Genomic DNA, 24,720 nt, shown 5'->3' on the forward strand with positions numbered 1-24,720 from the left:
AACTCATTCAGTGCTGGCTGGTTGGGTTATCTCAAAGGCTGGATCGTGCTGTGCTGGGGCAGTCCCCGCCGCGCCGTTTCCGGCGTTGGCGGTCCCGGCGTGTCCGGCTTCGAGGCGATCGGCGTCGGGGCTGGCGTGGTACAGGCCATACTTGGCGATGTACTGGACCACCCCGTCCGGCACGAGGTACCAGACCGGGTTGCCTTCGGCCACCCTCGTGCGGCAATCCGTGGAGGAAATGGCCATGGCCGGGACCTCCAGGAGGCTGACGTCTTTGCGGCCCATGCCGTCCAGGACGTGGCCCGGCCGGGTTACACCCACGAAGTGCGCGAGGGACCAGAGTTCATCGATGTCTTTCCAGGACAAAATCTGGGCCAGGGCGTCCGCGCCGGTGATGAAGAACAGATCGGCGTCCGGACGCAGGGTCCGCAGGTCACGCAGCGTGTCGATCGTGTAGGTCGGTCCCGGACGGTCCACGTCCACCCGGCTCACGGTGAAGCGCGGGTTCGAGGCCGTGGCGATGACTGTCATGAGATACCGGTGCTCGGCTTCGCTGACCTTCTTGGCCATCTTCTGCCAGGGCTGGCCGGTGGGCACAAAAACGACTTCGTCGAGGTCGAACTTGGCCGCGACCTCACTGGCCGCGACAAGGTGTCCGTGGTGGATGGGGTCAAACGTGCCGCCCATCACACCCAGACGCAGGCGGCGCTGGGCGCCGCGCTGCTTCGTGGGGGCGGAAATATTAGTGACCTTGGCCGTGATCGTGCTTGTTCGGGTGCTGGCGGTGCGGGTCCGAGTGCTCCTCGACAGCCACGTGGCGCCGTCCCAGGTTGGAGTAGGACAGGGTGATCAGCAGCAGGACCACCAGGATCGCGAACATGGTGCCGCCAATGACAAACGGCGGTGCAATGAGCGGTGCGAGTTCCTCGTGGCCCGATTCGCCGGCGGCGGCGACGAAAGTGGCGATCTGCTGCGACAGCATGTTCTCCCCTAGTGAGTTCAAAATTTGACGACGGCGGAGGTGTCCGCCGTTCCGGTCTTCCGTTCCATGTTACAGCGTTGCTAGCCCCGGATCTGGCCCTCGCCCTGCACGATCCACTTGGTCGTGGTCAGCTCGGTCAGTCCCATGGGGCCGCGGGCATGGAGTTTTTGGGTGGAAATGCCCACTTCGGCGCCGAGGCCGAGCTCGCCGCCGTCGGTGAAGCGGGTGGAGGCGTTCACGATCACGGCCGCCGAATCGACCTCGGCGATGAAGCGCTCGGCGTTGGCGAGGTCGTTGGTCAGGATCGCTTCGGTGTGGCCGGTGGACCACTTGCGGATGTGCCTGACGGCCTCGTCCAGGCTGTCCACCATGGCCACGGCCAGGTCCAGGTTCATGTATTCGGTGGCCCAGTCGTCTTCCGTGGCCGGCACGGACTGGACCGAGGCCGGCAGGGCGGCGCGGATGCGCTGGTCCACGTGCAGGGTGACCCCGGCAGCCCGCAATGCGGCGGCTACCGCGGGAAGGACAGTGGACTTGGAGTGCACCAGGAGCGTTTCGACGGTGTTGCAGACGCTGGGCCGCTGGGTCTTGGCGTTGAGGAGGATGTCCACGGCCATTTCCTCGCTGGCGGAAGCGTCCAGGAAGATATGGACGTTGCCTTCACCGGTCTCGATGACCGGCACGGAAGAGTTCGTCACGACGGCCTGGATCAGCTCGCGCCCGCCGCGGGGAATGAGCACGTCCACCCGGCCGCGCGCCCGCATGAGCGCGTTGGCGCCGTCGCGGCCGTATTGGTCCACGGATTGGACGGCGTCTGCGGGCAGGCCCACCGATTCCAGCGCATCCCGGAGGATGGTGATCAGGGCGGCGTTGGTGGCAGCGGCGGCGGATCCGCCGCGCAGGATGACGGCGTTGCCGCTCTTGAGGGCCAGTCCGGCGATGTCGACGGTGACGTTCGGGCGGGCCTCATAGATCGCGGCCACCACGCCCATGGGTACGTTGATCTGGCGCAGGCGCAGCCCATTGGGGAGGGTCTGGCCCCGCACGACGTTTCCGACGGGATCGGGCAGGGTAGCGAGGTTTTCCAGTGCCCCGGCGAGGGCGGTGATGCGTGACTCGGTCAGCGTCAGGCGGTCCAGCAGGGCGGCGCTGGTGCCGGCGGCCCGGCCGGCCGCGACGTCCTTGGCGTTGGCGGCCAGGATCTGGTGCTTGTGATCCACAAGCGCCTTGCCGACGGCGCGCAGGCCCCGGTCCTTCCAGGCCCGGTTGGCGCGTGCCATCCTGTGGGCAGCGTGGCGTGAGCGGTCTGCGACCGCGTGGACGGCTGCTTCGGTCTCCGTTGCCGTGCCAGGGGCCGCTGTCGGATCCGGCGCCGCCGCGAACCCTTGGGCGGGCGCGGCGTTACCGGCGGGAACGGTGCCGGCAGGCACATCAGTCACGGCAGCGGAAGTCAGGGCCTCAGTCATGCTTCCAGTTTAGGCGTCGGGGGAACCTAGACCAGCACCAGGTCGTCAACATGAACAACTTCGCGGTCATATCCGCGGCCCAGTGCCTTGCCGAGCTCATGGGTGGAGCGGCCCAGCATCTGGGGCAGCTCGGCGGCCGAATAATTGACCAGCCCGCGGGCAATCACCGTGTTGTCCACGGACACCATCTCCACGGCGTCGCCGGCCTCGAAGTCGCCCTTCACCGCGGCGATTCCGGCCGGCAGAAGCGAGGTGCGGCGGTCGCGGACGGCCTTGACCGCGCCGTCGTCGAGCACTAGGGTGCCGCGCACGGATGCCAGGTGGGCCAGCCACAGGAGCCGGATCGGCTTGCGCGCGCCGTTGACGGAGAACCATGTGCCCACGTCCTCGCCGGCCAGCGCGGCGGCCGCATTGGCCGTGGATGTTACGAGGGCGTGGATACCCGACCCCGCGGCGATGCTGGCGGCTTCGACCTTGGTGACCATGCCGCCCGTGCCCACACCGGCCTTGCCGGTGCTGCCGATCGAGACGCCGTCGAGGTCGTGGGGGCCGGAGACGTGCGGAATCCGCTTGGCGCCGTGCGACGGCGGACCGTCGTACAGGGAGTCGACGTCGGATAGCAGCACGAGCGCGTCGGCGCGGACCAGGTGTGCCACCAGGGCAGCGAGGCGGTCGTTGTCGCCAAAGCGGATCTCGTGGGTGGCTACGGTGTCATTTTCGTTGACCACCGGGACAACGCCGAGGTTCAGCAACCGGTCCAGCGCGCGGAACGCGTTGGTGTGCTGGCTGCGGCGCATGAAGTCATCGGCGGTCAGCAGCACCTGGCTGACGGTAACCCCGTGCGCGCCGAAGGCGTGGGTGTAGCGGGCCATCAGCAGGCCCTGGCCCACACTGGCGGCGGCCTGCTGGGTGGCGAGGTCGCGGGGGCGCTTCTCGAGGCCGAGCGGGGCGAGGCCGGCGGCGATCGCACCGGAGGACACCAGGATGATCTCCGCGCCCGCGTTGCGCTTGTGCGCCAGGGCGTCGGCGAGCCCGGTCAGGGCCTCTTCGGAGATCCCGCCCTTGATGGACGTCAGCGAGGACGAGCCGACCTTGACGACGATCCGGCGCGCCCCGGACAGCGCGGTGCGGTCCGGGGCGTTGATGGCCTGGGCCTTGAGGTTTTGAGCGCTGAGCGGCTGGGACCGGTGCTCGACGACGGCCTTACTCGTCATCGGCTTCGCCCAGTCCACTCTCCTTGAGCGGCTGCCGCGCGCGGCGGCTGCTGACGGATTCGGTCCAGATGCCGGCCTTGCGTTCGGCTTCGAGCTCGGCGCGGGCGGCGGCCTTGGCGTCGCGGCGTTCCTGCTGTTCGTCGCGCTTCTGGCCACGCGTCGGGCGGTCGCCGATGTCGGCGAAGCGCACGTCGGTGCCGCGGGGCGAGGCGAGCAGCTCAGCACCGGCCATCATGGTCGGCTCCCAGTCGAAGACGACGCCGTCGTCCTCGCCGATGACCACCATGTCGCCCGGCTTGGCGCCCTGCTTGAACAGTTCATTTTCGACGCCGAGCTTGGCCAGGCGGTCGGCGAGGTAGCCGATCGCTTCCTCGTTGGTGAAGTCTGTCTGCTTGACCCAGCGCACGGGCTTGTCGCCGAGGACGCGGAAGAGCGGCTCAAGGTTCTTTTCCTCGCGGCGGATCGTGAAGCCGGTCTCGTTGACGGCGCGGGGGCGCAGCACGGGGGCGTGTACCTTCGGCGGGGTCGCGGCGACGGCGTCGCGGGCGGCCTTGACGATTTCGGCCATGGCGAAGCCAAGCTGGCGCAGGCCTTCGTGGCTCGTCGCCGAGATTTCGAAGACCTTGTAGCCCCGGGATTCGAGCTCCGGGCGGACGAACTCGGCCATGTCCTTGCCGTCCGGCAGGTCAACCTTGTTCAGGGCCACGAGGCGGGGGCGGTGGTTCAGCGGAACGACTTCGCCGTCGGACCCGCTGTAGCTCATGTCGACGGCGTACTTCTCCAGCTCGGCCTCGATGATGGCGAGATCGGAGAGCGGATCGCGGTCCGATTCGAGCGTGCCGCAGTCCAGCACATGCACCAGGGCGGCGCACCGCTCGACGTGGCGCAGGAAGTGGTGGCCGAGACCCTTGCCCTCGCTGGCGCCCTCGATCAGGCCGGGGACGTCGGCAATGGTGAAGCGGACTTCACCGGCCTGGACGACACCGAGGTTGGGGATGAGGGTTGTGAAGGGATAGTCCGCGATCTTGGGCCGGGCGGCGGACATCGCGGCGATCAGGCTGGACTTACCGGCGGAGGGGAAGCCGACGAGGGCGATGTCGGCGATGGACTTCAGTTCCAGGACGACGTCGCTGGATTCGCCTTCGATGCCAAGCAGCGCGAAGCCGGGCGCGCGGCGCTTCTGGGAGGACAGTGAGGCGTTGCCGAGGCCGCCAATCCCGCCGGCGGCGGCGATGTATTCGTCGCCTTCGGCCACGAGGTCGGCGATGACTTCGCCGGACTTGGACTTCACCACGGTGCCCACCGGCACCGGAAGGATCAGGGTTTCGCCGTTTTTGCCGCCGCGCCAGTCGCCCATGCCGGGGCCGCCGTTGGTGGCGTGCCGGTGGGGCGCGTGGTGGTAGTCGAGCAGGGTGGTGGTCTGGGGGTCCACGCGCAGGATGACGTCGCCGCCGTTGCCGCCGTTGCCGCCGTCGGGACCGCCGAGGGGCTTGAACTTCTCACGGTGGACGGAGACACAGCCGTGACCGCCGGTACCGCCGGATACGTGCAGTACTACCCGGTCTACAAAGCTCGCCACGTGGATCTCCTCAGTGCTGTTCCCCGGACCCCCAAAGAGGCCCAAGATGATTGTAATGCGGTTAAAACACCGGTGGAGCGGACCTAATGGCCCGCCCCACCGATTTAGAACTTATTGTTACTCTGCAGCTGCAGCAGCCACGATGTTCACAACGCGGCGACCACGGCGGGTGCCGAACTCGACAGCACCGGGGGTCAGGGCGAACAGGGTGTCGTCCCCGCCGCGGCCTACGCCGGCGCCCGGGTGGAAGTGGGTGCCGCGCTGGCGGACGATGATCTCGCCTGCGGAAACTACCTGGCCACCGAAGCGCTTGACGCCGAGGTACTGGGCGTTGGAGTCACGACCGTTGCGAGTGGAACTCGCGCCTTTTTTATGTGCCATTTGAAATGCCTGCCTTCAAAAATTCTGGGGAATCTGCTGGAACCTGAACAGTAACGAAGAGTTACTTGATACCGGTGATCTTGACCTTGGTCAGTTCCTGACGGTGGCCCTGACGCTTCTTGTAACCGGTCTTGTTCTTGAACTTCTGGATGACGATCTTCGGACCACGGAGGTCTTCGAGGATCTCAGCCGTAACCGTTACCTTGGCCAGGTCCGCAGCAGCAGACGTGACTTTGTCACCGTCCACCAGGAGCAGTGCGGGCAACTCAAAGGTGCTGCCGGCTCCACCGGGGACGCGGTTCAGGGTAACGAAGTCTCCAACGGAAACCTTCTCTTGGCGGCCGCCTGCGCGGACAATCGCGTACACCACTGGGGAACTCACTTCTCTCGACGTTTATTACTAGATTTGCGTGCGGAACCAGGGGCCAAATTGTTTGGACCGGCTCACGCTGTGCCTCAACGCCGGTGGATTCCCCGGGGGAACCCATGAGCTATCCCCGGAACAAATCCATTTGGAATTCCAAGCGGACCGTTCTCAGGGTCATAACCCAAGTGTTGGCGTAAGCACCGAAGATCTAGAATACGCTAATTTTGCCTTCGGCCGCAAATGAGGCTGGTTCCGGCGGGTAGTCCGTGATAGGCGCCACAACATCTTGATGCAAAGTCCCTGCCAATGTTCTTGGCCGGGATCTTGACCATCTTGAGCTGTGTTGCCGCAACGACTTCCGGAACCGCGCCCCACCATCGTACCGGTAGTCCGGACCAGCTCGCGTCAGGCGTACAGCCGCGGCGCGTCGAAGAAGTCCACTTCGTAGCGCGAAGACTGCCGGAAAGCCAGGGCCATGGCCTGCCGCTCGCTCTCCGATGCCCGCCCGGCCGCCGTGTCCGTGTACGCGATGGCCTGCCGGGTCGCGGCGGCGAAGTCCTCGTCGGCGTAGGTCCGCAGCCAGCCGGCGTAGGGGTGCTCCCCGGGGGCGCCACCGGCCAGGAACTCCCGGTGCAGCGTGGAACCGACCTCGGCGTAGAGCCAGAAGCAGGGCAGCGCCGCCGCCACGAGGACGCCATAGCTGCCGGAGACCGAGGCGGCCAGCAGGTGGTCCACATACGCTTTCGTGACCGGGCCCAGGGTGGAGGCCGTGGGGCGGGTGCTGAGCCAGGAACGGTGCAGCTCGGATTCGACTTCCAGGCAGGTCTGCGCCGAACGGGCCCAGAACAGCTGCTCGGCCTCGGTGGGGGCAATCGCCGCGGCCCGGGCCAGGACCCGCGAGTAGCCGTTGAGGTAGATGGCGTCCTGGGCGAGGTAGTACGCGAACTCGTGCTCGGGCAAGGTGCCGTCGGCCAGCCCGCGGACGAAGTCCAGGGCGTAGATCGCCTCAAGATCGCCCGCGGCTCCTGCGCGCAGGGCTGCGGCGAACTCCCCCGCCGCCGGACCCTGCCTGCCCTGGAGGTGCTGCAGGTGGTGGAAGTGGTGGACCGGGCCGTTGCCGGAGCCGACGTCCAGGGCCGAGGCTTCGCGTAGCGCGCCCAGCAGCCACGGCTTGACTTCGCGCAGCGTCGCTTCCCAGTCCCCCACCCGGGCCTGCACGGTGGCCATGGCCGAGGACAGGGAGCATCCGGTGCCGTGGCTGTTGCGCGTCGCGATCCGCTCCCCCGGCACCACCACCGTTTCCTGGCCGAGCAGGCCGCCGGTGTTGACCAGGGCATCCGGGCAGCCGTCCGCGGCGCCGTCGCCGGCGCCGGTGCCGGCGGCGGCGTCGTGGGCATACCCGTCCCCCGGCTCGGCGCCCTGGAGGTGTCCGCCCTTAACCAGGACGGTGGTGCCGGTCAGGGCGGCCAGCCTCTTGCCCTGCGCCAGGGCCTCGGACCAGTCGGCAGCGACGGGTTCCTTGAGCAGGATGGCGAGTTCGGCGAGGTTGGGCGTGATGAGGTCCGCCAGCGGCAGGAGGGCCTGCAGGGCGGCCTCGGCCGATTCCTGCAGGAGCCGGTCACCACTGGTGGCGACCATCACCGGGTCCAGGACCACGACGGCGGGGCGCACCTTTTCCAGCCAGCCGCGGACGGCGTCGATCACGGCGGCGTCACCGAGCATGCCGATCTTGACGGCGTCGATGCCGATGTCGTCGCTGATGGCGTCCAGCTGCGCCGTGAGGAACGCCGCCGGGGGGACGTGGACGGCGCGCACGCCCTGCGTGTTCTGCGCTGTCAGGGCGGTGATGGCGGCCATGCCGTAGCCGCCGTTCGCCGCGATGCTCTTCAGGTCGGCCTGGATTCCGGCCCCGCCGGAGGGATCGGAGCCGGCGATGGCCAGCACGCGGGGAATGCGCGGCGGGGCCGGCAGAGACTCGTTGTGCAGAAAATTGGGCGGGAGGAACTCGGACGGATTCGATTTCGCGGACAAGGAAGACATCCCTTCGCCGGTGCTAACCGGACAGGTTCAACGGGTCTGGATCTCAGCCGGCCCGATGCCCGGCACCCCGTGTCAGTGTTCCAGCCTAGCCCTTGCCACCCGGAGGACCCGTTAACGCACGAGCGGGCCCGGGCCCGGGCGGACGTATGTTACGTCTGCCATGACCCGGACCCGCGGCCCGACCAGTCGAAATAATGACCGGACGGGGACGTGGTCAGTCGCGGAGGACTACAGCTCCGACGCCGGCACGCCGACGCCGAGGATGATCGGCTCGTTGCCGGCCGGGATGGACGCAGGCCCGGCCGCAGCGGGAGCCTTGGCCTCGTGGACCGATCCGGCCGCGGCCGGCCGGGTTGCCTCGCGGTGCTCCACGGAGGTTTCGTTGGCTGCGCCCTGGGCGCGGCTGGCACTCCGGTTGCGGCGCCCGCGGCGGCCGCGCAGCGTCGTGGTGTCAGCTGTGCGTGACGCCGGCGCCTCCGCAGCGCGGACGGCCGACGGCGCCTCGGGCGCCGTGGCTTCCGGTGCGGCAACAGCTGCTGCCTGACCGGCCGCCAGGCCGGCGGCCTGGTCCGGCTTGCCGGCCTCGGCTTCGCCCAGGTTTGCGAAGGCCTCGGTCAGCAGGTCCAGGGTCAGGGCCGGTGACGGCGCGTCCTCCGCGTGCTCGACGAAGGGCAGGGCCACCTGCTCGCCGCCAAACGTCAGCACCGTTGCGGGGCGGCCGGCTGCCTCGTCGGCGGCTGCGAGCTGCGTGACGGCGTCGACGGCGGCCTGGCGGGCCCCGGCATCGCTGGCTGCGGCGGCCTCCCCGTCGTGCAGGTGCGCGGCGTGCGCTGCGGCAGCGATGTTGGCCAGCGCGGCACGGGTGGCCTCGGCCTTGGCGTGGCGTTCGGCCTCGGTGGGTTCGGCGTGGACGGGCGCGGGTGCGGCCGGCGCGGTCTCTCCGCCCTGGCCTCCCCGGCCGCGGCGACGGCTCTTGCGTTCCGGGCGGGCAGCAGGCTGCGCCTCGGTGCGCGGCACATAGTGCTCCGCGGCGACCGTGTTGGCGCGGCGGTGCTCCACCGGCTCGTCGTGGGTGACGATGCCGCGGCCCGCACATGTTTCGCACTGTTCGCCGAAGACTTCCAGCAGCCCGGTGCCCATCCGCTTGCGGGTCATCTGCACGAGGCCCAGCGAGGTCACCTCGGCCACCTGGTGCTTGGTCCGGTCCCGGCCCAGGCACTCCACCATGCGGCGCAGCACGAGGTCGCGGTTGGATTCGAGCACCATGTCGATGAAGTCGATCACGATGATGCCGCCAATGTCGCGCAGGCGCAGCTGCCGGACGACTTCCTCGGCCGCTTCCAGGTTGTTCTTGGTGACGGTTTCCTCGAGGTTGCCGCCGGAGCCGGTGAATTTGCCGGTGTTGACGTCCACCACGGTCATGGCTTCGGTGCGGTCGATCACGAGCGAACCGCCCGAGGGCAGGAAGACCTTCCGGTCCAGGGCCTTGTGGATCTGCTCGTCGATGCGCCAGGCCGCGAAGATGTCCGTGTCCTTGGTCCACTTCTCGAGCCGGCCCACGAGGTCCGGTGCGACGTAGGTGACGTAGGCCTCGATGGTGTCCCAGGCTTCCTCGCCGGAGACGATCAGCTTGGAGAAGTCCTCGTTGAAGACGTCCCGGACCACCTTGATGGTCAGGTCAGGTTCGCCGTAGAGCAGCTCGGGGGCGAGGATCTTGGTGGACGTCGACTGGCTCTCGATGCCTTCCCACTGCGCGCGGAGGCGGTTGATGTCGTGCGTCAGCTCTTCCTCGGAAGCTCCCTCGGCCGCGGTGCGGACAATGACGCCCGCGTCCTCGGGCAGGCGGTCCTTGAGGATCCGCTTGAGGCGGTTGCGTTCGACGTCGGGCAGCTTGCGGGAGATGCCGGTCATGGAACCGCCGGGCACGTACACGAGGTACCGGCCGGGCAGCGAGATCTGGCTGGTGAGACGGGCGCCCTTGTGGCCGACCGGGTCCTTGGTGACCTGGACCAGCACGGAGTCGCCGGACTTCAGCGCGTTCTCGATGCGGCGCTGCTTGCCCTCGAGGTTGACGGACTCCCAGTTCACTTCACCGGCGTAGAGCACGGCGTTGCGGCCGCGGCCGATGTCCACGAAAGCGGCCTCCATGGAGGGCAGCACGTTCTGGACCTTGCCCAGGTAGACGTTGCCGATCAGGGAGTCCTGCTGGGTCTTGGACACGAAGTGCTCGGCCAGGACGCCGTCTTCAAGGACACCGATCTGGATTCTGTCGTCGCGCTGGCGGACGATCATCTGACGGTCCACGGACTCGCGGCGGGCCAGGAACTCGGCCTCGGTGATGACGGTACGGCGGCGGCCGGTGTCGCGGGATTCGCGGCGGCGCTGCTTCTTGGCTTCCAGGCGGGTGGAGCCCTTGACGGATGTGACGCGGTTGTTCACCGGCGCCTCGGCCATCGCACGCGGCGCACGGACGCGGGTCACCGTGTTGGGCGGATCGTCGCCTTCCCCGCCGGTCAGCTCCAGGTCCTGGTCCCCGCGGCGACGGCGGCGGCGGCGGCGGGAGGTCACACCGTCTTCGAGGATTATCTCGGAGCCTTCGTCGCCCTCTTCTTCGGTGCCTTCCGACTCGGTGTCGGACTCGGCAGAGGTGCGGGTGCGGCCGCGCCGGCCGCGGCTGCGGCGCCGACGGCGGTTGCCGGCGTCCTCGTCCTCGTCGCCTTCCTCGTCCTCGGGCTCAGCTGCTGCGGCGGCAACGGGGGCCGGACGCACCACAGTGCTCAGGTCCGGGGCCTGGAAGATGACGGAAGTGAGGGCACCCGGTTCCATGAACAGCGACGCGGCCGGGCTTTCCTCGGGCCGGGCTTCCAGCTCTTCGGGCTGGGCTGCGGCGGCTTCCGCGGTGGGTGCTTCCGCAGCGGCGGCTTCTTCGGCCGGGAGTACTGCCGCGGGTGCTTCTTCGGCCTTCGGGGCGGCCTTGGCACGGCTGGCACGGCGGCGGACCGGCTTCTCTGCAACCGTCTCTGCGGCCGTTTGTGCGGCTTCTGCGGCGGCAGTTGCGTCAGTGCCAGCTGCTGCGGGGCCCTCAGCCGCGGCAGGTGCGCCGGTTTCGGCATCGCCGGCGAAGGCAGGCAACGGTTCCGGGGCTGCTACAGCTTTCCGGGTCCGGGTGCGCCGCGCGGGCGCCTTGGCCGCAGTCCCGGCGGCAGCAGTTTCAGATACAGCAGTTTCGGGTTCAACAGTTTCAGATCCGGCTGCTTCGACGTTGGCCGGCTTACGGCGGCCCCGGACGGGCTCATCTGAACCGGCCGCGTCGGCCAGGGCCGCGGCTTCGGCGACAGCCTCGGCCGCCTCCGCGGCGTTGACCTTGGCGACGGGCGCCTTCCGGCGGGTCCGTACGGCCCTCTTCGGCGCTACCGGAGCCTCTGCTTCAGCAGTTCCCTGCGCTTCCCCGGTGACTACTAGTTCTTCGTTTCCGGCTACTACCTGGTCATTATCCATATGTGGCGACACTCCTGCCCCTGATGCGCCGCCACATTCGGCGCCCCTTGGGGCAAATATGCGTCAACACCCGCAGGCATTGACAGAAGTCAATTGGATACCCTCAGGTTCGCACCGGCAGTGGGGTGCGGCAGCCCTGGAGGGCCGGCGAGATTGTTTTGGAACCCGTTGACCTACACGCCACAACCAGGTGCCGTCCAATGGCATTGCGGGACAGCTGGAATCAGAGGATCCGCAGCTCCCTGCTCATCATTGGCGGTCTTGAAACAAAATCGCCGGACCGGAATCCGGATGTGGATCGGGTTCCAGCCACGATCATTGTCTCACAGGAGCCGTGAAAGCAGGGGCAGGCGGGGCCGGAAGTGCAACAGGTGCGGCCGGGCGCGGCGGCCGGGGCCGTTCTCCGGCGCTGCTCAGCCTCCGGCGTTACAATCGGGGCAAGAAGCACCCGGTCAAGACGACTAAAAAAGGACTCAATTTCCATGCCCAGCATCTCCAGCACCGCCGGCGACGCGACCGTGCACCAACCGGGTTCCGGCCCGGCCCCCGCGGCGCGGCCCCTTCCCACGATGACCCGCGACCGCCCGTTCGCCTGGCTCCTGCTGATCACCGGCGTCATCGGCTGGCTCGCATCCGGGGCCCTGGTGCTGGAGAAGCTGGAGGTCCTGAAGGACCCGAACCACGTCACGGTCTGCGACGTGAACCCGTGGATCTCCTGCGGCCAGGTCATGCAGACACCGCAGAGTTCCGTGTTCGGCTTCCCCAATATGTTCATCGGAATCGTCGCCTTCGCCGTGATCATCACCACGGCCATGGGTATCCTCGCCGGCGCCCGGTTTTCCCGGTGGTATTGGCTGGGGCTCCAGGCGGGCGTGACGCTGGGCTTCGCGTTCGTGGTCTGGCTCTGGTCCCAGGCCCTGTACGCCATCCACATCCTCTGCCCGTTCTGCATGATCGTCTGGGCCGTGATGATCCCGCTGTTCGTCTGGGTGAGCGTCCGGAACATCTCCCACGGCGTGATTGCCCTGCCCGCCGGTCCCACCAAGGTGATCGGCGACTCCGGCTGGATCATTACGGCGCTGCTGTACGTCGCCGTCGTCGCGACGATCTTCTTCGCCTTCATCCAGGTTTTCATCGGAACCTCCGGCTACTAAACGGCCCAACCGCATCGAAGAGACAGTTAAGGCCAATGCTCGCGCTGGGCATTGGCCTTAGCCGTCTCTTCGGTGAGAGGGTCCGGGCCCATGTCGGGACTTATGGCACGACCCCGCGCGCGCAGGTTACATAAGGCTGGAGGAAGGAAGACCGGAGGCCTCTTGATGACTGTTCTAATTGCCTACGCAAGCGCCCTGGGCTCCACCCGGGAGATGGCACAACATATGGCATCCCGCATGGCGGGTGCACTGGGCGAGGTAGAGTGCCGGTCCGTGGAGGACGTCGGGGCCCTCTCCCGCTATGAGGCTGTCGTCGTCGGCAGCGCCGTCCACAACCAGGCCTGGCTGCCCCCGGCTTTGCTGTTCTTCAAACACCACGCCCGCGAGTTGGCCAGTCGGCCCGTCTGGGCCTTCAGTGTAGGGATGGCGGATGCGCTGCCCAAGCCCATACGCCGGCGCGGCGCGGCACTGCAACAGGAACGTCTGGCAGAAGTCCTGATCAAAGAAGTTCCACTTCGAGGCCACAAACTCTTCTCCGGCGTCTACCAGGCAGGCCAGATGCCGGCACCGCTCCGGGTGTTGTTCCGGCTCACCGGCGGCCGATTTGGGGATTTGCGGGACTGGGCGGCAGTCGACGAATGGACGGATCAGATTACGGCCCAACTCGCTAAACCTGCTTCGTCCACGTCTTCAGGCAGCATCACAGGCTAATGCCGTCGGGACTGCGCATCCCGGCCGCGGCGCCCGGCTCGGTGGGGCGTGCACGGGAGGACCCATGACCGTTGTGAGCATTCACGCCGAACGAGGGGACATGCCTGCCTACGCGGCGACGCCGGCCGGTACCGGTCCGTGGCCCGGCGTCGTCGTCATCCACGACGCACTCGGCCTGAGCCGTGACACCAGAGACCAGGCCGACTGGCTGGCCGGCGAGGGGTTCCTCGCCGTGGCACCTGACCTGTTTTACTGGGGCACCAGGACGGCCTGCTTGTGGTCCCTCATCCGCGGCTGGCGGCCCCTCGGTGACCTGGACGTCACCCGCGCCTGGCTGGCCGGACAGGACGGCTGCACCGGCCGGATCGGCGTGATCGGTTTCTGTATGGGCGGCGGGTTCGCCCTCATGCTGGCCCCGGACCATGACTTCGCCGCGGCAAGCGTCAACTACGGCGGACTGGATGACGAGACCGCCCGCGCAATGCCCCGCGCCTGTCCCATCGTTGGCAGCTACGGCGCCAGGGACCGCTGGCCCGGAGTGCGCAAGGTGCCGGCGCGTCTGGAGCCGCTGCTCGCCGAGGCCGGAATAGAGCATGACATCAAGGTCTATCCCGACGCCGGTCACGGCTTCCTCAACAGGCATGGCCCGTCGGACCTCACGTTCGGGGACAAGTTGCTCGCGAAGCTGGTCGCTGCCGGTTACCACGAGCCCTCCGCCGAGGACGCGCGCCTGCGCATCCTCGGGTTCTTCCGGGAACACCTGATCACTGAGGGGGAAGCGCGATGATGCACCCTGCACCGAGGGGATCCCTGCTGGCAGCGGGTGCCGTGGCCGTTTTCACCACCGGATACCTGGCCGTTGCGCGGCCACGCCTGCTTCGCTGGGGTGCGACCGTTGACGAAGCGCGGGGACCTTACCCGGGCGCCGGGTTGATTCCGGGCAGCACCCGAAGCGCGACCATGGCGGTGACCATCGATGCGCCCCCTTCCCGCGTGTGGCCCTGGCTGGTGCAGATGGGAACGGATCGCGCCGGCTGGTACAGCTGGGACCGTCTCGATAATTTCGGGCGCCGCAGCGCAGGGCGCATCCATCCGGAGTGGCAGGACATCGCCATCGGTGACCGTCTGGCGGCGAAGCCCGACGGCAGCGAGTGGTGGGCGGTCGCGGCGCTTGAACCCGAGAGGTTCCTGGGCCTGCGTATGTCGGTCGATCTCCGCGGGCGTCCCTTCGACCCGGCACGAACCCGGCCGCGCTATTGCACCGACTCGCTCTGGGGCTTCGAGCTGCGGGAGGCCGCGGGTGAGCGCACCCGGCTGGTGGTCAGCGGGTACTGGTCGCTACGGCCACAATGGCTGCAACCTATCATGAGCATTGCCATGCTGGAGCCCGCGCACTGGGTCATGCAGACCCGTCAGTTCTCGAATCTAGTGCGCCTCGCCAGCCGATGAGAGGTCTCCGGACCCGGAGCACGCAGCGAAGCCCCACCCGCCGCGAGGTCCCAAACGGCGAGGGGACGGTTAAGGCCAATGTCCGGTACGAACATTGGCCTTAACCGTCCCCTCGCTGGCGGAGGGCGTCCCGAAATTCGGGCTAGAACCAGATCTTGATCTCGCGCTCGGCGGATTCCGCCGAATCCGAGCCGTGGACCAGGTTTTGCTGGACCTTCAGGCCCCAGTCGCGGCCGAAGTCGCCGCGGATGGTACCGGGCGCCGCCGTCGTCGGGTCCGTGGTGCCGGCGAGGGTGCGGAAGCCCTCGATCACGCGGTGGCCCTCGAAGATCGCGGCGACCACGGGGCCGCTGAGCATGAACTCAACCAGCGGCTCGTAGAACGGCTTGCCGACGTGCTCCTCGTAGTGCTGCTCCAGCAGTTCGCGGCTTGCATCGACTTTCTTGAGCTCGGCCAGGGTGTAGCCCTTGGCTTCGATCCGGCTCAGGATGGCGCCGGACAGGTTGCGGGCGACGCCGTCGGGCTTGATCAGGACGAGGGTGCGCTCAATGCTCACAGCTGCTCCAATGTGTTGGGGTGGGATTTGGGTCAAGTCTACGGGGTTCGGGCCAGGTGCCCGGGATGGAGGTTCAGGCGCTCTTTCCCGGCGCGGGGCCCTGGGGGTGGGCGGCATCCCAGTCGGCCTGCTCGCGCTCCCGCTGGGCAGCTTCCCGGTCAATCCGGATGCCGGTCCGGATCCCGTACCACCACGCGACGGCGAAGAGCGCGCCGACGAGGTACATCGCCGGTTCCACGATGCCGCCCAGGATCAGCACGAGCTGCAGGACCCAGCCCAGGGCCACTCCCCACGGCTTCGAGAGGACAGCGCAGGTGAAGACGAAGACCAGGCACAGGCCGATCCCGACCGAGAAGACCAGGGCCGCAGGGTATTCGTTCCGGTGCAGTCCAAAGACGGCCAGTGTGCCGAAGAGCACCACGAACGCTTCCAGCAGCAGGACCGTGGAGGCGAACATGACCTTCGTCGACCGTCGTTTTTTGGGCATGCCCGGGCGCCATTCGCGCTGGGCTTTGGTGAGCTTCGCCATCGCTTAAGCGTCCGCCTTTCCGAGCAGGATCCGGGCGTCCGCGACGAGCGTGATGGAACCGGTCACGAGGACCCCGCCGGCGGGCTCGTCATCGGCTTCGGACCGTTCCACGGCCCATTCGAGGGCATCATCGAGCTTCCCGGCGACGTGGATGTTCTCCTCGCCGAAGCCCAGGTCAACCGCGATTTCGGCCAGGTCCTCGGCCGGGACGGCCCGGGGCGAGTTGGACTGGGTGAAGCAGTATTCGGTGGCGAGGCCGCCCAGGGATTCCTTGAGCTGGCGCAGGATCTCCTCGGCATCCTTCTCCCGCAGCACGCCGACCACCACCACCAGCTTGGTGAAGTTGAAGGCCTCGTGGATGGCCTCGGCGGAGACCCGGATGCCCTCCGGGTTGTGGGCCGCGTCCACGATGATGGTCGGCGCGGTGCGGACCACCTCAAGCCGACCCGGGGAGGTGACGGAGGCGAAGGCCTCCTGCAGGATCTCGGCGTCGATCGCCTTTTCCCCGCCAAAGAACGCTTCCAGCGCAGCAATGGCGACGGCGGCGTTCTCGGCCTGGTGCGCGCCGTGCAGCGGCACCAGCAGGTCCTCGTAGCGTCCGGCGATGCCCTGGATGGTGACCATCTGGCCGCCGACCGCGACGGTGCGGGATTCGACGCCGAACTCCACGCCCTCGAAGCGGAACGGCACGTTGACCTCTTTGGCCTTTTCCAGCAGGACCTGGGCCGCGTCGACCGGCTGCGCCGCGCTGATGAGGAAGCTGCCGGGCTTGATGATGCCGGCCTTCTCGTAGGCGATGTCCCCGGTGGTGTCGCCCAGCAGATCGGTGTGGTCCAGCGAGATCGGGGTGACGACGGCCACCTGGCCATCGCCGACGTTCGTGGCGTCGGTGATGCCGCCCAGGCCCACTTCGATCACGGCGACGTTGACCGGCTGGTCAGCGAAGACCGCGAAGCCCAGGATGGTCAGGCACTCGAAGTAGGTCAGCCGGGGCTGGCCCGCCGCCTCGAGTTCGCCGTCCACGATCTGCAGGTAGGGACGGATCTCGTCCCAGATCCGGACGAACGTCTCATCCGGCACCGGGGCGCCGTCGATGCTGATCCGCTCGGTGACCTTGGACAGGTGCGGGCTCGTGTAGCGGCCGGTGCTCAGGCCGTGGGCGCGCAGCCCGGCCTCGATCATCCGGGCCGTGGAGGTCTTGCCGTTGGTGCCGGTGACGTGGATGATCGGGAACGCCTTGTTGGGCTCCCCCAGGATTTCCATGGCCCGGTGCAGCGGGGCGAGCCGCGGCTCCATTTTGTTTTCCGGCGCCCGGCCCAGGAGCTCGGCGTAGACGCTTTCAACGGAGAATTCATCGGTCATGGTTTAGGCTCCAACTTTCTTGGCAACGCTGACCTGTGGGTCCTTGATGTCGGCCGCCAGGGTTTCCAGCTCGACGGTCAGGGTTTCGGTCTTGACCAGCTCCGCGTTGGCCAGCAGCGCCTCGACGACGTCCTGCTTCGCCGTGACGGACGTGCTGATCCGGTCGCTGACATTGAGTCCGGCGTCCTTGCGGGCCTGCTGGATGGCGCGGACCATGTCACGGGCCAGGCCCTCGGCCTCCAGTTCCGGGGTGACCTCGGTGTTGAGGACCACGAAGCCGCCGCCGGGAAGCACGGCGGCCGCGCGTGAGCCTTCGCCTTCCGCGGCCTCGGCCACGACGGTTTCCAGGGTGTACTCCTGCGGTTCGAGGTCGAGGCCGCCGGCGGTGACCACCCCGGCGTCGCTGACCGACCAGTCGCCGGACTTGGAGCCCTTGATGGCCTGCTGGACGTTCTTGCCCAGGCGCGGGCCGGCGGCCCGGGCATTGACCACGAGCTTCTGCTCGATGCCGAACTCCTCCGGGGAGGCGCTCTCGGCGTCCAGCAGGCGGACCGAGCGCAGGTTCAGTTCATCGGCGACGACGGCGGCGAAGCCGCCCAGCGCGTCCGCGCCCGGTGCCACGACCGTGAGTTCCTGCAGCGGCAGGCGCACGCGCAGGTTCGCGGCCTTGCGCAGCGAGGAGCCGGTGGAGCAGATCTGCTGCACCCGGTCCATCGCCTCGACCAGGCCCGGGTTGGCCGGGAACAGTCCGGCATCCGGCCAGTCGGCCAGGTGCACGGAACGCCCGCCGGTGAGGCCGCGCCAGATCTCCTCGGAGATCAGCGGCAGCAGAGAGGCGGCCACGCGGGTGACGGTCTCCAGCGCGGTGTAGAGCGCGTCGAAGGCGTCCACACTCTCGTCGAAGAAGCGCTGGCGGCTGCGGCGGACGTACCAGTTGGTGAGCATGTCCAGGTAGCTGCGCAGCTCGTCGCAGGCGCCGGAGATGTCGTAGCTGTCCAGCTGGGCGGTCATGTTCCGGACCAGGTCCCCGGTGTTGGCCATGAGGTACTGGTCCAGGGTGTCGGCGTAGCCGTCGTAGCGGAGCTTCGCGTCGTACCCGCGCCCGCCATCTGCCGCGTTCGTGTACAGCGTGAAGAAACTGTAAACGTTCCACAGCGGCAGTATGACCTGGCGGACGCCGTCGCGGATGCCCTGCTCGGTGACCACGAGGTTGCCGCCGCGCAGGATCGGGCTGGACATCAGGAACCAGCGCATGGCGTCGGAGCCGTCGCGGTCCAGGACCTCGGAGACGTCCGGGTAGTTGCGCAGGCTCTTGGACATCTTCTGCCCGTCCGAACCCAGCACGATGCCGTGGCTGATGACGTTGCGGAAGGCCGGACGGTCGAACAGCGCGGTGGAAAGGATGTGCAGCATGTAGAACCAGCCGCGTGTCTGGCCGATGTACTCGACGATGAAGTCCGCCGGGTTGTGCGTGTCGAACCATTCCTCGTTCTGGAACGGGTAGTGGACCTGGCCGTAGGGCATGGAACCGGAGTCGAACCAGACGTCCAGGACGTCCTCGACGCGGCGCATCACGGACTGGCCTTCTTCCGGAGTGCGGGGGTCATCCGGGTTCGGGCGGGTGAGCTCGTCGATGAACGGCCGGTGCAGGTCCACCTGGCCGGCCTTGTTCAGCGGCAGGCGGCCGAAGTCGGCCTCGATCTCGGCCAGGGAGCCGTAGACGTCGGTGCGCGGGTAGTCCGGGTCGGTGGACTGCCAGACGGGGATGGGGCTGCCCCAGTAGCGGTTGCGGCTGATGGACCAGTCGCGGGCGTTGGCGAGCCACTTGCCGAACTGGCCGTCCTTGACGTTGCCCGGGATCCAGTTGATGTCCTGGTTGAGCTCGGACATGCGGTCCTTGAACTTGGTGACCTCGACGTACCAGGAGGACACGGCGCGGTAGATCAGCGGGTTGCGGCAGCGCCAGCAGTGCGGGTAGCTGTGCTCGTAGCTGGCCTGGCGGACCAGGCGGCCCTGGGCGCGGAGCACCTGGGTGATGGGCTTGTTGGCCTCGAATACCTGCAGCCCGGCGATTTCGGCGAGGTCGCCGTGGCCGAAGAGCGGCAGGAACTTTGCGCCTTCGTCGACCGAGAGGACAACGGGGATGCCGGCCTCTTCACAGATCTTCTGGTCGTCTTCGCCGTAAGCGGGAGCCTGGTGGACGATGCCGGTGCCGTCGGTGGTGGTGACATAGTCGGCCACGAGGAAGCGCCAGGCGTTCTCGGTGCCGTACTTTTCGGCGTCGTGGAAGTAGTCCCAGAGCGGCTCGTAGCTCAGGCCGTTGAGCTCGGCGCCTGTGTGGCGGGAGGTGATGGCGGCTTCCGCGGCGGCGGCGCCCTCGGCCCCGTCGCCGTAGCCGAGGTCCTTGGCGTAGGCGGCCAGGAGGTCCGCGGCGAGCAGGAAGCTGCCCGTGACGGGGGCGTCGGCCGCGGCGGCCTTGATCCCGTGCGGGCCGGCCGGCAGGACCACGTAGCTGATGTCGGGCCCGACGGCGAGAGCCAGGTTGGTGGGCAGCGTCCAGGGCGTGGTGGTCCAGGCAAGTGCCTGTACCCCGGCGAGCTGCCTGGACAGCTCCGAGTCCCCTGCCGTGATGGGGAACGTGACCGTGACGGTCTGGTCCTGGCGGTTCTTGTAGACGTCGTCGTCCATGCGCAGCTCATGGTTGGACAGCGGCGTCTCGTCCTTCCAGCAGTACGGCAGGACGCGGTAGCCGTTGTAGGTCAGGCCTTTTTCGTGCAGCTGCTTGAAGGCCCAGAGCACGGACTCCATGTACTCGACGTTGAGCGTCTTGTAGTCGTTTTCGAAGTCCACCCAGCGCGCCTGGCGGGTGACGTAGCTCTTCCATTCGTCGGCGTACTTCATGACGGAGGCGCGGCAGGCGTCGTTGAACTTGTCGATGCCCATGGCCTCGATCTGGGTCTTGTCCGTCATGCCCAGCTGCTTCATGGCTTCCAGCTCGGCGGGCAGGCCGTGGGTGTCCCAGCCGAAGCGGCGCTCCACGCGGCGGCCGCGCTGGGTCTGGTAGCGGCCCACGAGGTCTTTGGCGTAGCCGGTCAGGAGGTGGCCGTAGTGCGGCAGGCCGTTGGCGAAGGGCGGGCCGTCGTAGAAGACGAACTCGTTGGACCCGTCCTGACCAGCATCCCGCTGGTCGATGCTCGCCTGGAAGGTGCCGTCCTGGTCCCAGTATTTGAGGATGCGCTCTTCGATCTCCGGGAACTTCACGGAGGCAGACACACCGGAGGTGTTGGAAACTGCGTTGGAAGCCGCGTTTGACGCAGAGGTGGTGGAGCCGGCGCCTGTGGCGGAGGCCTTGGGGTAATAAGTCATCTCGACATCCTGGGTTGAGCTGGTGAACACATGCATTCAGGATGCGAGGACGGCCCTGTTGTCTTCCGACACCACGGACCGCGGTACCACCTCACTTACCGCCACCGGTCCGCTCCCCTTCGCGAAGGGTTCTGCACCGGCGTCGGCCGCTCATTACTGCTGTGACGGGCTTACCCGTCCGGTTCTACTGGCCCGTGCACGCACCGTGGCGACTAAATCTCCACCTCACGCGAGGGTGTTCTTCCGGAAGCTCACCGGTGATGGCCGGGTCAAAGCTGCTACGTCGATGGTACCGGAGAAAATAGTGCGTTTCACTGCCCCGCTGCAGTGACGGGCAGTGCGACTGCATTTCACAGCTACTAACTCCGCTGTGAGGGGCGACGCCGGCGGTCCGACTGCATAGACTCATGCCATGACCGTCCCCCGGCCGCCCCGGGCCTACCCGTGAAGCGCCGCAGCGCCAGCCGCCGGTGGCAGGTGTCCTCTGTCCTCTGCGCCGCGCCCGTTGCGGTGGTATCCATCTTCCGGGCGGTCCCGGGGCCCTGGCCGGCCCCGGTGGTCCAGCTCGTGGCCTTCACGCCCTGGTTCGCGCTCCCTGCGGGCGCGGCCCTCCTGCTCGCGCTGCCGGGGCGGCGTCCCTGGGCGGCCCTCCCGGCCGGCGCCCTCCTGGCCCTCCAGCTGCTGTGGCTGTTCCCGCCGGACCGGGTGGCGGACAGGCTTCTGCCCCGGCAGGCGGATTCGCTGCCTGGCGAGCAACGGAGCACGGGGCAGGCACGGTCCACAGCCCCGGCGCCGACGGCGGAACTGACGGTCATGAGCCTCAACGCCTGGAAAGGCCAGGCGGACGCCGCGGAAGTTGTCCGGCTGGTGCGTGAAAACGGTGTCGGGCTCCTTGCCGTCCAGGAACTCTCCCCGGACCTGGAAAAATGGCTGGACGCGGAGGGGCTGGACGCGCTGCTTCCGCACCGGATCAGCCGCTCGAGGGACGGCGCGGGCGGCGGCGCCGTGTACTCCTCACGCCCGATCATTCCGGTGGACTCCGTGGACGGTTCCGCCTTCCACATGCCAACGGTGCAGCTGGAGCTCGACGCCGGCGGCCGGCCGGCCCCCCTCACCGTGACCAACGTGCACACCAAGGCTCCGGTGTGGGGCCGGGCCGGGCAGTGGCGGAGTGAATTGGCTGCCCTGGGCCGCCTTGCCGCCCGTCCCGGCAGCATGCTGCTGCTGGGCGACTTCAACGCCACCCTCGACCACGCCGAGTTCCGCCAGATCCTTCAGGGCCCTGACGGCACCGGGCCCGGCGGCCCCCGCGTCGACGCGGGCGCCGCCGCCCTGGCACGGCTGGTTCCGACCTGGCCGATGGCCGGGCCCCCGCTGCCGGGCGTGGTGATCGACCACATCGTGACCAGCCCGCAGGTGGGCAGCAGCGGCTATGCCGTGCTGCCGGTGGCCGGGACGGACCACGCGGCGGTCCTGGCCACGTTGTCCGTCCCCGCGGCGGACTAGCTGCGCGGCAGTTTCATGCCGGACTCGGCCATCACGTCCCGGAGCCGGTCCGGGTAATCCGTGATCAGCCCGTCCACGCCGGCACCGATGAGCGCCCGCATGGTGGGCTTGTCATCAACGGTCCACGGAATGACCTGCATGCCTGCCGCATGGGCACGGCGGACCATGTCGGCGGTGACGTAGGGAACATAGCCCGGATCCGTCACGGCGCCGTCCTGCGGCGTGCCGTGCACGGGAGAGATGGCGTCGAAGCCCAGGGACGAGGCTGCGGCGACGAGGTCACCGCCGAAGTCATCGGCGTCGATACCGCCCAGCCACGGCGACTTGCCGGGCTGGCCTGCCTGGAGGAAGTCCTTGTTGGTCAGGGCCACGGTGCGGATCTGGGGATCGCGCTGCTGGACCAGGCGCAGTGAGCCCCAGTCGAAACTCTCGATTGAGACTCGGCTCTGCATGTGGGCGGCCTTGATTTCGCGGAGCGCGACGTCGACGAACTGCTCCCGCGGGGCCGTTTCCTGCGGCGCCCCTGCCTCGACCTTGGTTTCGATGTTGAACTTCACCTGGCTGGCGCGGTGCGAGTCCGCCAGGGCGAAGACCTCGGCCAGCGTGGGCATCTTGGCGCCCGGCGAGGCCACCTGGCCCGGGAACTGGGGCAGCGTGAGGGTGCCGCAGTCCAGGCTGCGGACCTGCGCGAACGTCAGGTCCTTGATGTATTTGCCCACGTAGGGGAACTGTGGGTCGTTCGGAGTGACAGGAGCCGTATCCAGGCACTTCTGGCCGCTGATCTTGCGGTCGTGGGTGATGACCTCGTGGCCGTCCTTGGTGATCTGGAGGTCCAGTTCGAGGGTGGAAACGCCGGTCTCGATCCCCTTGGCGAAGGACGCCAGGGTTGACTCGACAGTCAAGCCGATGCCGCCTCGATGGGCCTCGAGGTCAAAGTGGTTGCCCTGGCTGTTGGGGTTCGTGTCGGCCGCGTGGGCCTCGGCGGCGTTTGCCTGGGCAGCGTTTGCCTGGGCAGCGTTTGCCTGGGCAGCGGCGGCGAGGAGCAGGGCTGCGCTGAGTACGGCAGCGCCGAGCTTCGTCGGGGTTCGCATGGGAAAGTTCTCCACTCTGGTGGTGTGCAGTTGCATGCGCCACCTTGCCCAACCCCGGCCAACTCCGGACCAGCGCAGCCTGACCTGCGCCCCACGCCTCGGTGAACGTCAGGTGTCGCAGCCGGATGTCCCGGCCCCTTGCCCCGCCCTTGGCCCCGCTCCTGGCCCCGCCCTACTGGTTCTTGCGGATCAGCTTGTAGTTGGCCGCCTGCGCCACCGGGCGGATCACGATCTGGTCCAGGTTGATGTGGTGCGGCGCGACGACGGCGTAGCGGACCACATCGGCCACGTCCTCGGCGGTCAGTGGCTTCTCGACTCCCTGGTACACCTTGGCCGCCGCGTCCTGGTCGCCGAGGCGGTTCAGGGCGAATTCCTCGGTCTGCACCAGCCCGGGGGCCACCTCGATCACGCGGAGGTTGTGCTCGGCCTCTTCGAGCCGCAGGGCGCCGGTCAGGGCGTGCTGGGCGAACTTGGCCGCGTTGTAGCCGCCGCCGCCCTCATAGGCCGCGAGCCCGGCCGTGGAGGTCAGGTTCAGCACGGTTCCCTCGCCGCAGGCACGCAGCATGGGCAGGAACGCGCGGATCAGCTTCATGCTGCCCAGCACGTTGACCTGGAACATCCATTCCCAGTCCTCGGTTTTGGCCCCGGCGACCTTGTCGGCGCCGCGGGCACCACCGGCGATGTTGATCAGCGTGTCGATGCCGCCGGCGCGGGTCACCTCATCGAGCAGCCGGGCCACATCGGCGTCGTCGGTCACATCGGCGGGAAGGGCGACGGCGCCGGTTTCGGCGGCGAGCGCTTCGAGCCGGTCGGCACGGCGGGCGACGGCGAACACGGTCCAGCCTTCCTTGCGGAGCGCACGCACCGTGGCCTCGCCGATTCCGGTGCTGGCGCCGGTGACTACTGCTGCTTTGGCTCCTGCTGCAGTGAATTCTTGTGTGTTGTTGTCGATTCCCTCAGTCATGGCACCACAGTAACGGCAATGCCGGGCTCATTTCCTGCTGCTGCTGCCGTGCTCCAGGAACTCCTGCAGCACCCGGGCATGGTTGGTCTCCGGGTCCCGTGCACCGAACAGCAGCGTCACTTTCCCGTGCTCCGCCGCGAGTCCGTACAGCGTCTGCACGGCCGGGTTGCCCTCGAGCTCGGCTTCGTAGGCCGCCCGGAAGTCCGCGAACCGTTCCTGCATGTGCCCGAATTCCTTGCGCAGCGGTGCAGACGGTGCCACGTCCTTGAGCCAGAGCTCCAGGTGGGCCCGTTCCTTGCTGACTCCGCGGGGCCAGAGCCGGTCCACCAGGACCCGGCAGCCGTCGTCGTCGGAAGGGTCGTCGTAGATGCGCTTGATCACGAAGGTTCCGGCAGAATTACCCTGAGAATTGCCCATCTGCGCATGCTACTTCACGTTACTTGGGCGGCGCCCACACCCGGAGATCCCGCCGCCGGCCGCATCCCGTACATCAGGGGATGGGAGT

The 24,720-nt window shown here is 68.0% G+C and carries 21 protein-coding genes and 1 riboswitch; of the genes, 5 read left to right on the forward strand and 16 right to left on the reverse strand.

What is annotated here, in order from left to right; translation table 11 throughout:
• Window positions 1-3: 3 nt before the first annotated feature.
• The 9 genes from nadD to AC1DGD_RS11810 form a co-directional block, all read right to left on the reverse strand.
• A complete protein-coding gene (gene nadD / locus AC1DGD_RS11770; protein ID WP_476850133.1) occupies window positions 4-687 on the reverse strand; it encodes a nicotinate-nucleotide adenylyltransferase in 684 nt (227 codons plus the stop codon).
• A 55-nt stretch (window positions 688-742) separates the two neighbouring features.
• Window positions 743-982 carry a hypothetical protein gene (locus AC1DGD_RS11775; protein ID WP_230011093.1) on the reverse strand — a complete coding sequence of 80 codons (240 nt, stop codon included), beginning with the start codon at window positions 980-982 and terminating at the stop codon, window positions 743-745.
• A gap of 80 nt (window positions 983-1,062) precedes the next feature.
• Window positions 1,063-2,448, reverse strand: a complete 1,386-nt coding sequence (locus AC1DGD_RS11780; RefSeq protein WP_476856905.1) for a glutamate-5-semialdehyde dehydrogenase — start codon at window positions 2,446-2,448, stop codon at window positions 1,063-1,065.
• 26 nt (window positions 2,449-2,474) lie between these two features.
• Window positions 2,475-3,662 carry a glutamate 5-kinase gene (gene proB / locus AC1DGD_RS11785; RefSeq protein WP_476856906.1) on the reverse strand — a complete coding sequence of 396 codons (1,188 nt, stop codon included), beginning with the start codon at window positions 3,660-3,662 and terminating at the stop codon, window positions 2,475-2,477.
• Window positions 3,652-5,241, reverse strand: a complete 1,590-nt coding sequence (obgE, locus tag AC1DGD_RS11790; RefSeq protein WP_079555434.1) for a GTPase ObgE — start codon at window positions 5,239-5,241, stop codon at window positions 3,652-3,654. Before obgE ends, proB begins: the two co-directional genes overlap by 11 nt.
• A gap of 117 nt (window positions 5,242-5,358) precedes the next feature.
• Window positions 5,359-5,622, reverse strand: a complete 264-nt coding sequence (gene rpmA, locus AC1DGD_RS11795; protein WP_009372867.1) for a 50S ribosomal protein L27 — start codon at window positions 5,620-5,622, stop codon at window positions 5,359-5,361.
• A gap of 61 nt (window positions 5,623-5,683) precedes the next feature.
• Window positions 5,684-5,992 (reverse strand): 50S ribosomal protein L21, encoded by a 309-nt coding sequence (rplU, locus tag AC1DGD_RS11800; protein WP_018773353.1) that lies wholly within the window; start codon window positions 5,990-5,992, stop codon window positions 5,684-5,686.
• A gap of 402 nt (window positions 5,993-6,394) precedes the next feature.
• On the reverse strand, window positions 6,395-7,942 hold the full coding sequence (locus AC1DGD_RS11805) for a bifunctional hydroxymethylpyrimidine kinase/phosphomethylpyrimidine kinase (RefSeq protein WP_476856950.1): 1,548 nt from the start codon (window positions 7,940-7,942) through the stop codon (window positions 6,395-6,397).
• 69 nt (window positions 7,943-8,011) lie between these two features.
• Window positions 8,012-8,109, reverse strand: a riboswitch (TPP riboswitch).
• Between the two features lie 148 nt (window positions 8,110-8,257).
• Window positions 8,258-11,527 carry an Rne/Rng family ribonuclease gene (locus tag AC1DGD_RS11810; protein WP_476856907.1) on the reverse strand — a complete coding sequence of 1,090 codons (3,270 nt, stop codon included), beginning with the start codon at window positions 11,525-11,527 and terminating at the stop codon, window positions 8,258-8,260.
• Between the two features lie 482 nt (window positions 11,528-12,009).
• Here AC1DGD_RS11810 and AC1DGD_RS11815 point away from each other — a divergent pair, with 482 nt between their 5' ends.
• The 4 genes from AC1DGD_RS11815 to AC1DGD_RS11830 all read left to right on the forward strand — a co-directional run bounded on the left by AC1DGD_RS11815 (window position 12,010) and on the right by AC1DGD_RS11830 (window position 14,841).
• On the forward strand, window positions 12,010-12,681 hold the full coding sequence (locus AC1DGD_RS11815) for a vitamin K epoxide reductase family protein (protein ID WP_028277864.1): 672 nt from the start codon (window positions 12,010-12,012) through the stop codon (window positions 12,679-12,681).
• Window positions 12,682-12,846: 165 nt separating this feature from the next.
• Window positions 12,847-13,392 (forward strand): flavodoxin domain-containing protein, encoded by a 546-nt coding sequence (locus AC1DGD_RS11820; RefSeq protein ID WP_476856908.1) that lies wholly within the window; start codon window positions 12,847-12,849, stop codon window positions 13,390-13,392.
• A 64-nt stretch (window positions 13,393-13,456) separates the two neighbouring features.
• Window positions 13,457-14,179, forward strand: coding sequence for a dienelactone hydrolase family protein (locus AC1DGD_RS11825; protein WP_476856909.1), 723 nt, complete (start codon window positions 13,457-13,459; stop codon window positions 14,177-14,179).
• 173 nt (window positions 14,180-14,352) lie between these two features.
• Window positions 14,353-14,841 (forward strand): hypothetical protein, encoded by a 489-nt coding sequence (locus AC1DGD_RS11830; protein ID WP_476856910.1) that lies wholly within the window; start codon window positions 14,353-14,355, stop codon window positions 14,839-14,841.
• 142 nt (window positions 14,842-14,983) lie between these two features.
• Here AC1DGD_RS11830 and ndk read toward each other — a convergent pair whose 3' ends face one another.
• The 4 genes from ndk to ileS form a co-directional block, all read right to left on the reverse strand.
• Window positions 14,984-15,397 (reverse strand): nucleoside-diphosphate kinase, encoded by a 414-nt coding sequence (gene ndk, locus AC1DGD_RS11835; RefSeq protein ID WP_018773361.1) that lies wholly within the window; start codon window positions 15,395-15,397, stop codon window positions 14,984-14,986.
• A 73-nt stretch (window positions 15,398-15,470) separates the two neighbouring features.
• Window positions 15,471-15,926 (reverse strand): DUF4233 domain-containing protein, encoded by a 456-nt coding sequence (locus tag AC1DGD_RS11840; protein ID WP_476856911.1) that lies wholly within the window; start codon window positions 15,924-15,926, stop codon window positions 15,471-15,473.
• Between the two features lie 3 nt (window positions 15,927-15,929).
• Window positions 15,930-17,288, reverse strand: coding sequence for a bifunctional folylpolyglutamate synthase/dihydrofolate synthase (locus AC1DGD_RS11845; protein WP_476856912.1), 1,359 nt, complete (start codon window positions 17,286-17,288; stop codon window positions 15,930-15,932).
• A gap of 3 nt (window positions 17,289-17,291) precedes the next feature.
• Entirely contained in the window at window positions 17,292-20,654 is a 3,363-nt protein-coding gene (ileS, locus tag AC1DGD_RS11850) for an isoleucine--tRNA ligase (protein ID WP_476856913.1), read from the reverse strand.
• A 444-nt stretch (window positions 20,655-21,098) separates the two neighbouring features.
• Here ileS and AC1DGD_RS11855 point away from each other — a divergent pair, with 444 nt between their 5' ends.
• Entirely contained in the window at window positions 21,099-22,160 is a 1,062-nt protein-coding gene (locus tag AC1DGD_RS11855; RefSeq protein ID WP_476856914.1) for an endonuclease/exonuclease/phosphatase family protein, read from the forward strand.
• Here the strand turns inward: AC1DGD_RS11855 and AC1DGD_RS11860 are convergent.
• The 3 genes from AC1DGD_RS11860 to AC1DGD_RS11870 form a co-directional block, all read right to left on the reverse strand.
• A complete protein-coding gene (locus AC1DGD_RS11860; protein ID WP_476856915.1) occupies window positions 22,157-23,251 on the reverse strand; it encodes a glycerophosphodiester phosphodiesterase in 1,095 nt (364 codons plus the stop codon). The genes AC1DGD_RS11855 and AC1DGD_RS11860 overlap by 4 nt on opposite strands.
• Window positions 23,252-23,423: 172 nt before the next feature.
• On the reverse strand, window positions 23,424-24,215 hold the full coding sequence (locus AC1DGD_RS11865) for an SDR family oxidoreductase (protein WP_223917446.1): 792 nt from the start codon (window positions 24,213-24,215) through the stop codon (window positions 23,424-23,426).
• 27 nt (window positions 24,216-24,242) lie between these two features.
• Window positions 24,243-24,632 (reverse strand): DUF488 domain-containing protein, encoded by a 390-nt coding sequence (locus AC1DGD_RS11870; protein ID WP_476856916.1) that lies wholly within the window; start codon window positions 24,630-24,632, stop codon window positions 24,243-24,245.
• Window positions 24,633-24,720: the final 88 nt, after the last annotated feature.

It is taken from the genome of Arthrobacter sp. 05T45, assembly GCF_056395875.1.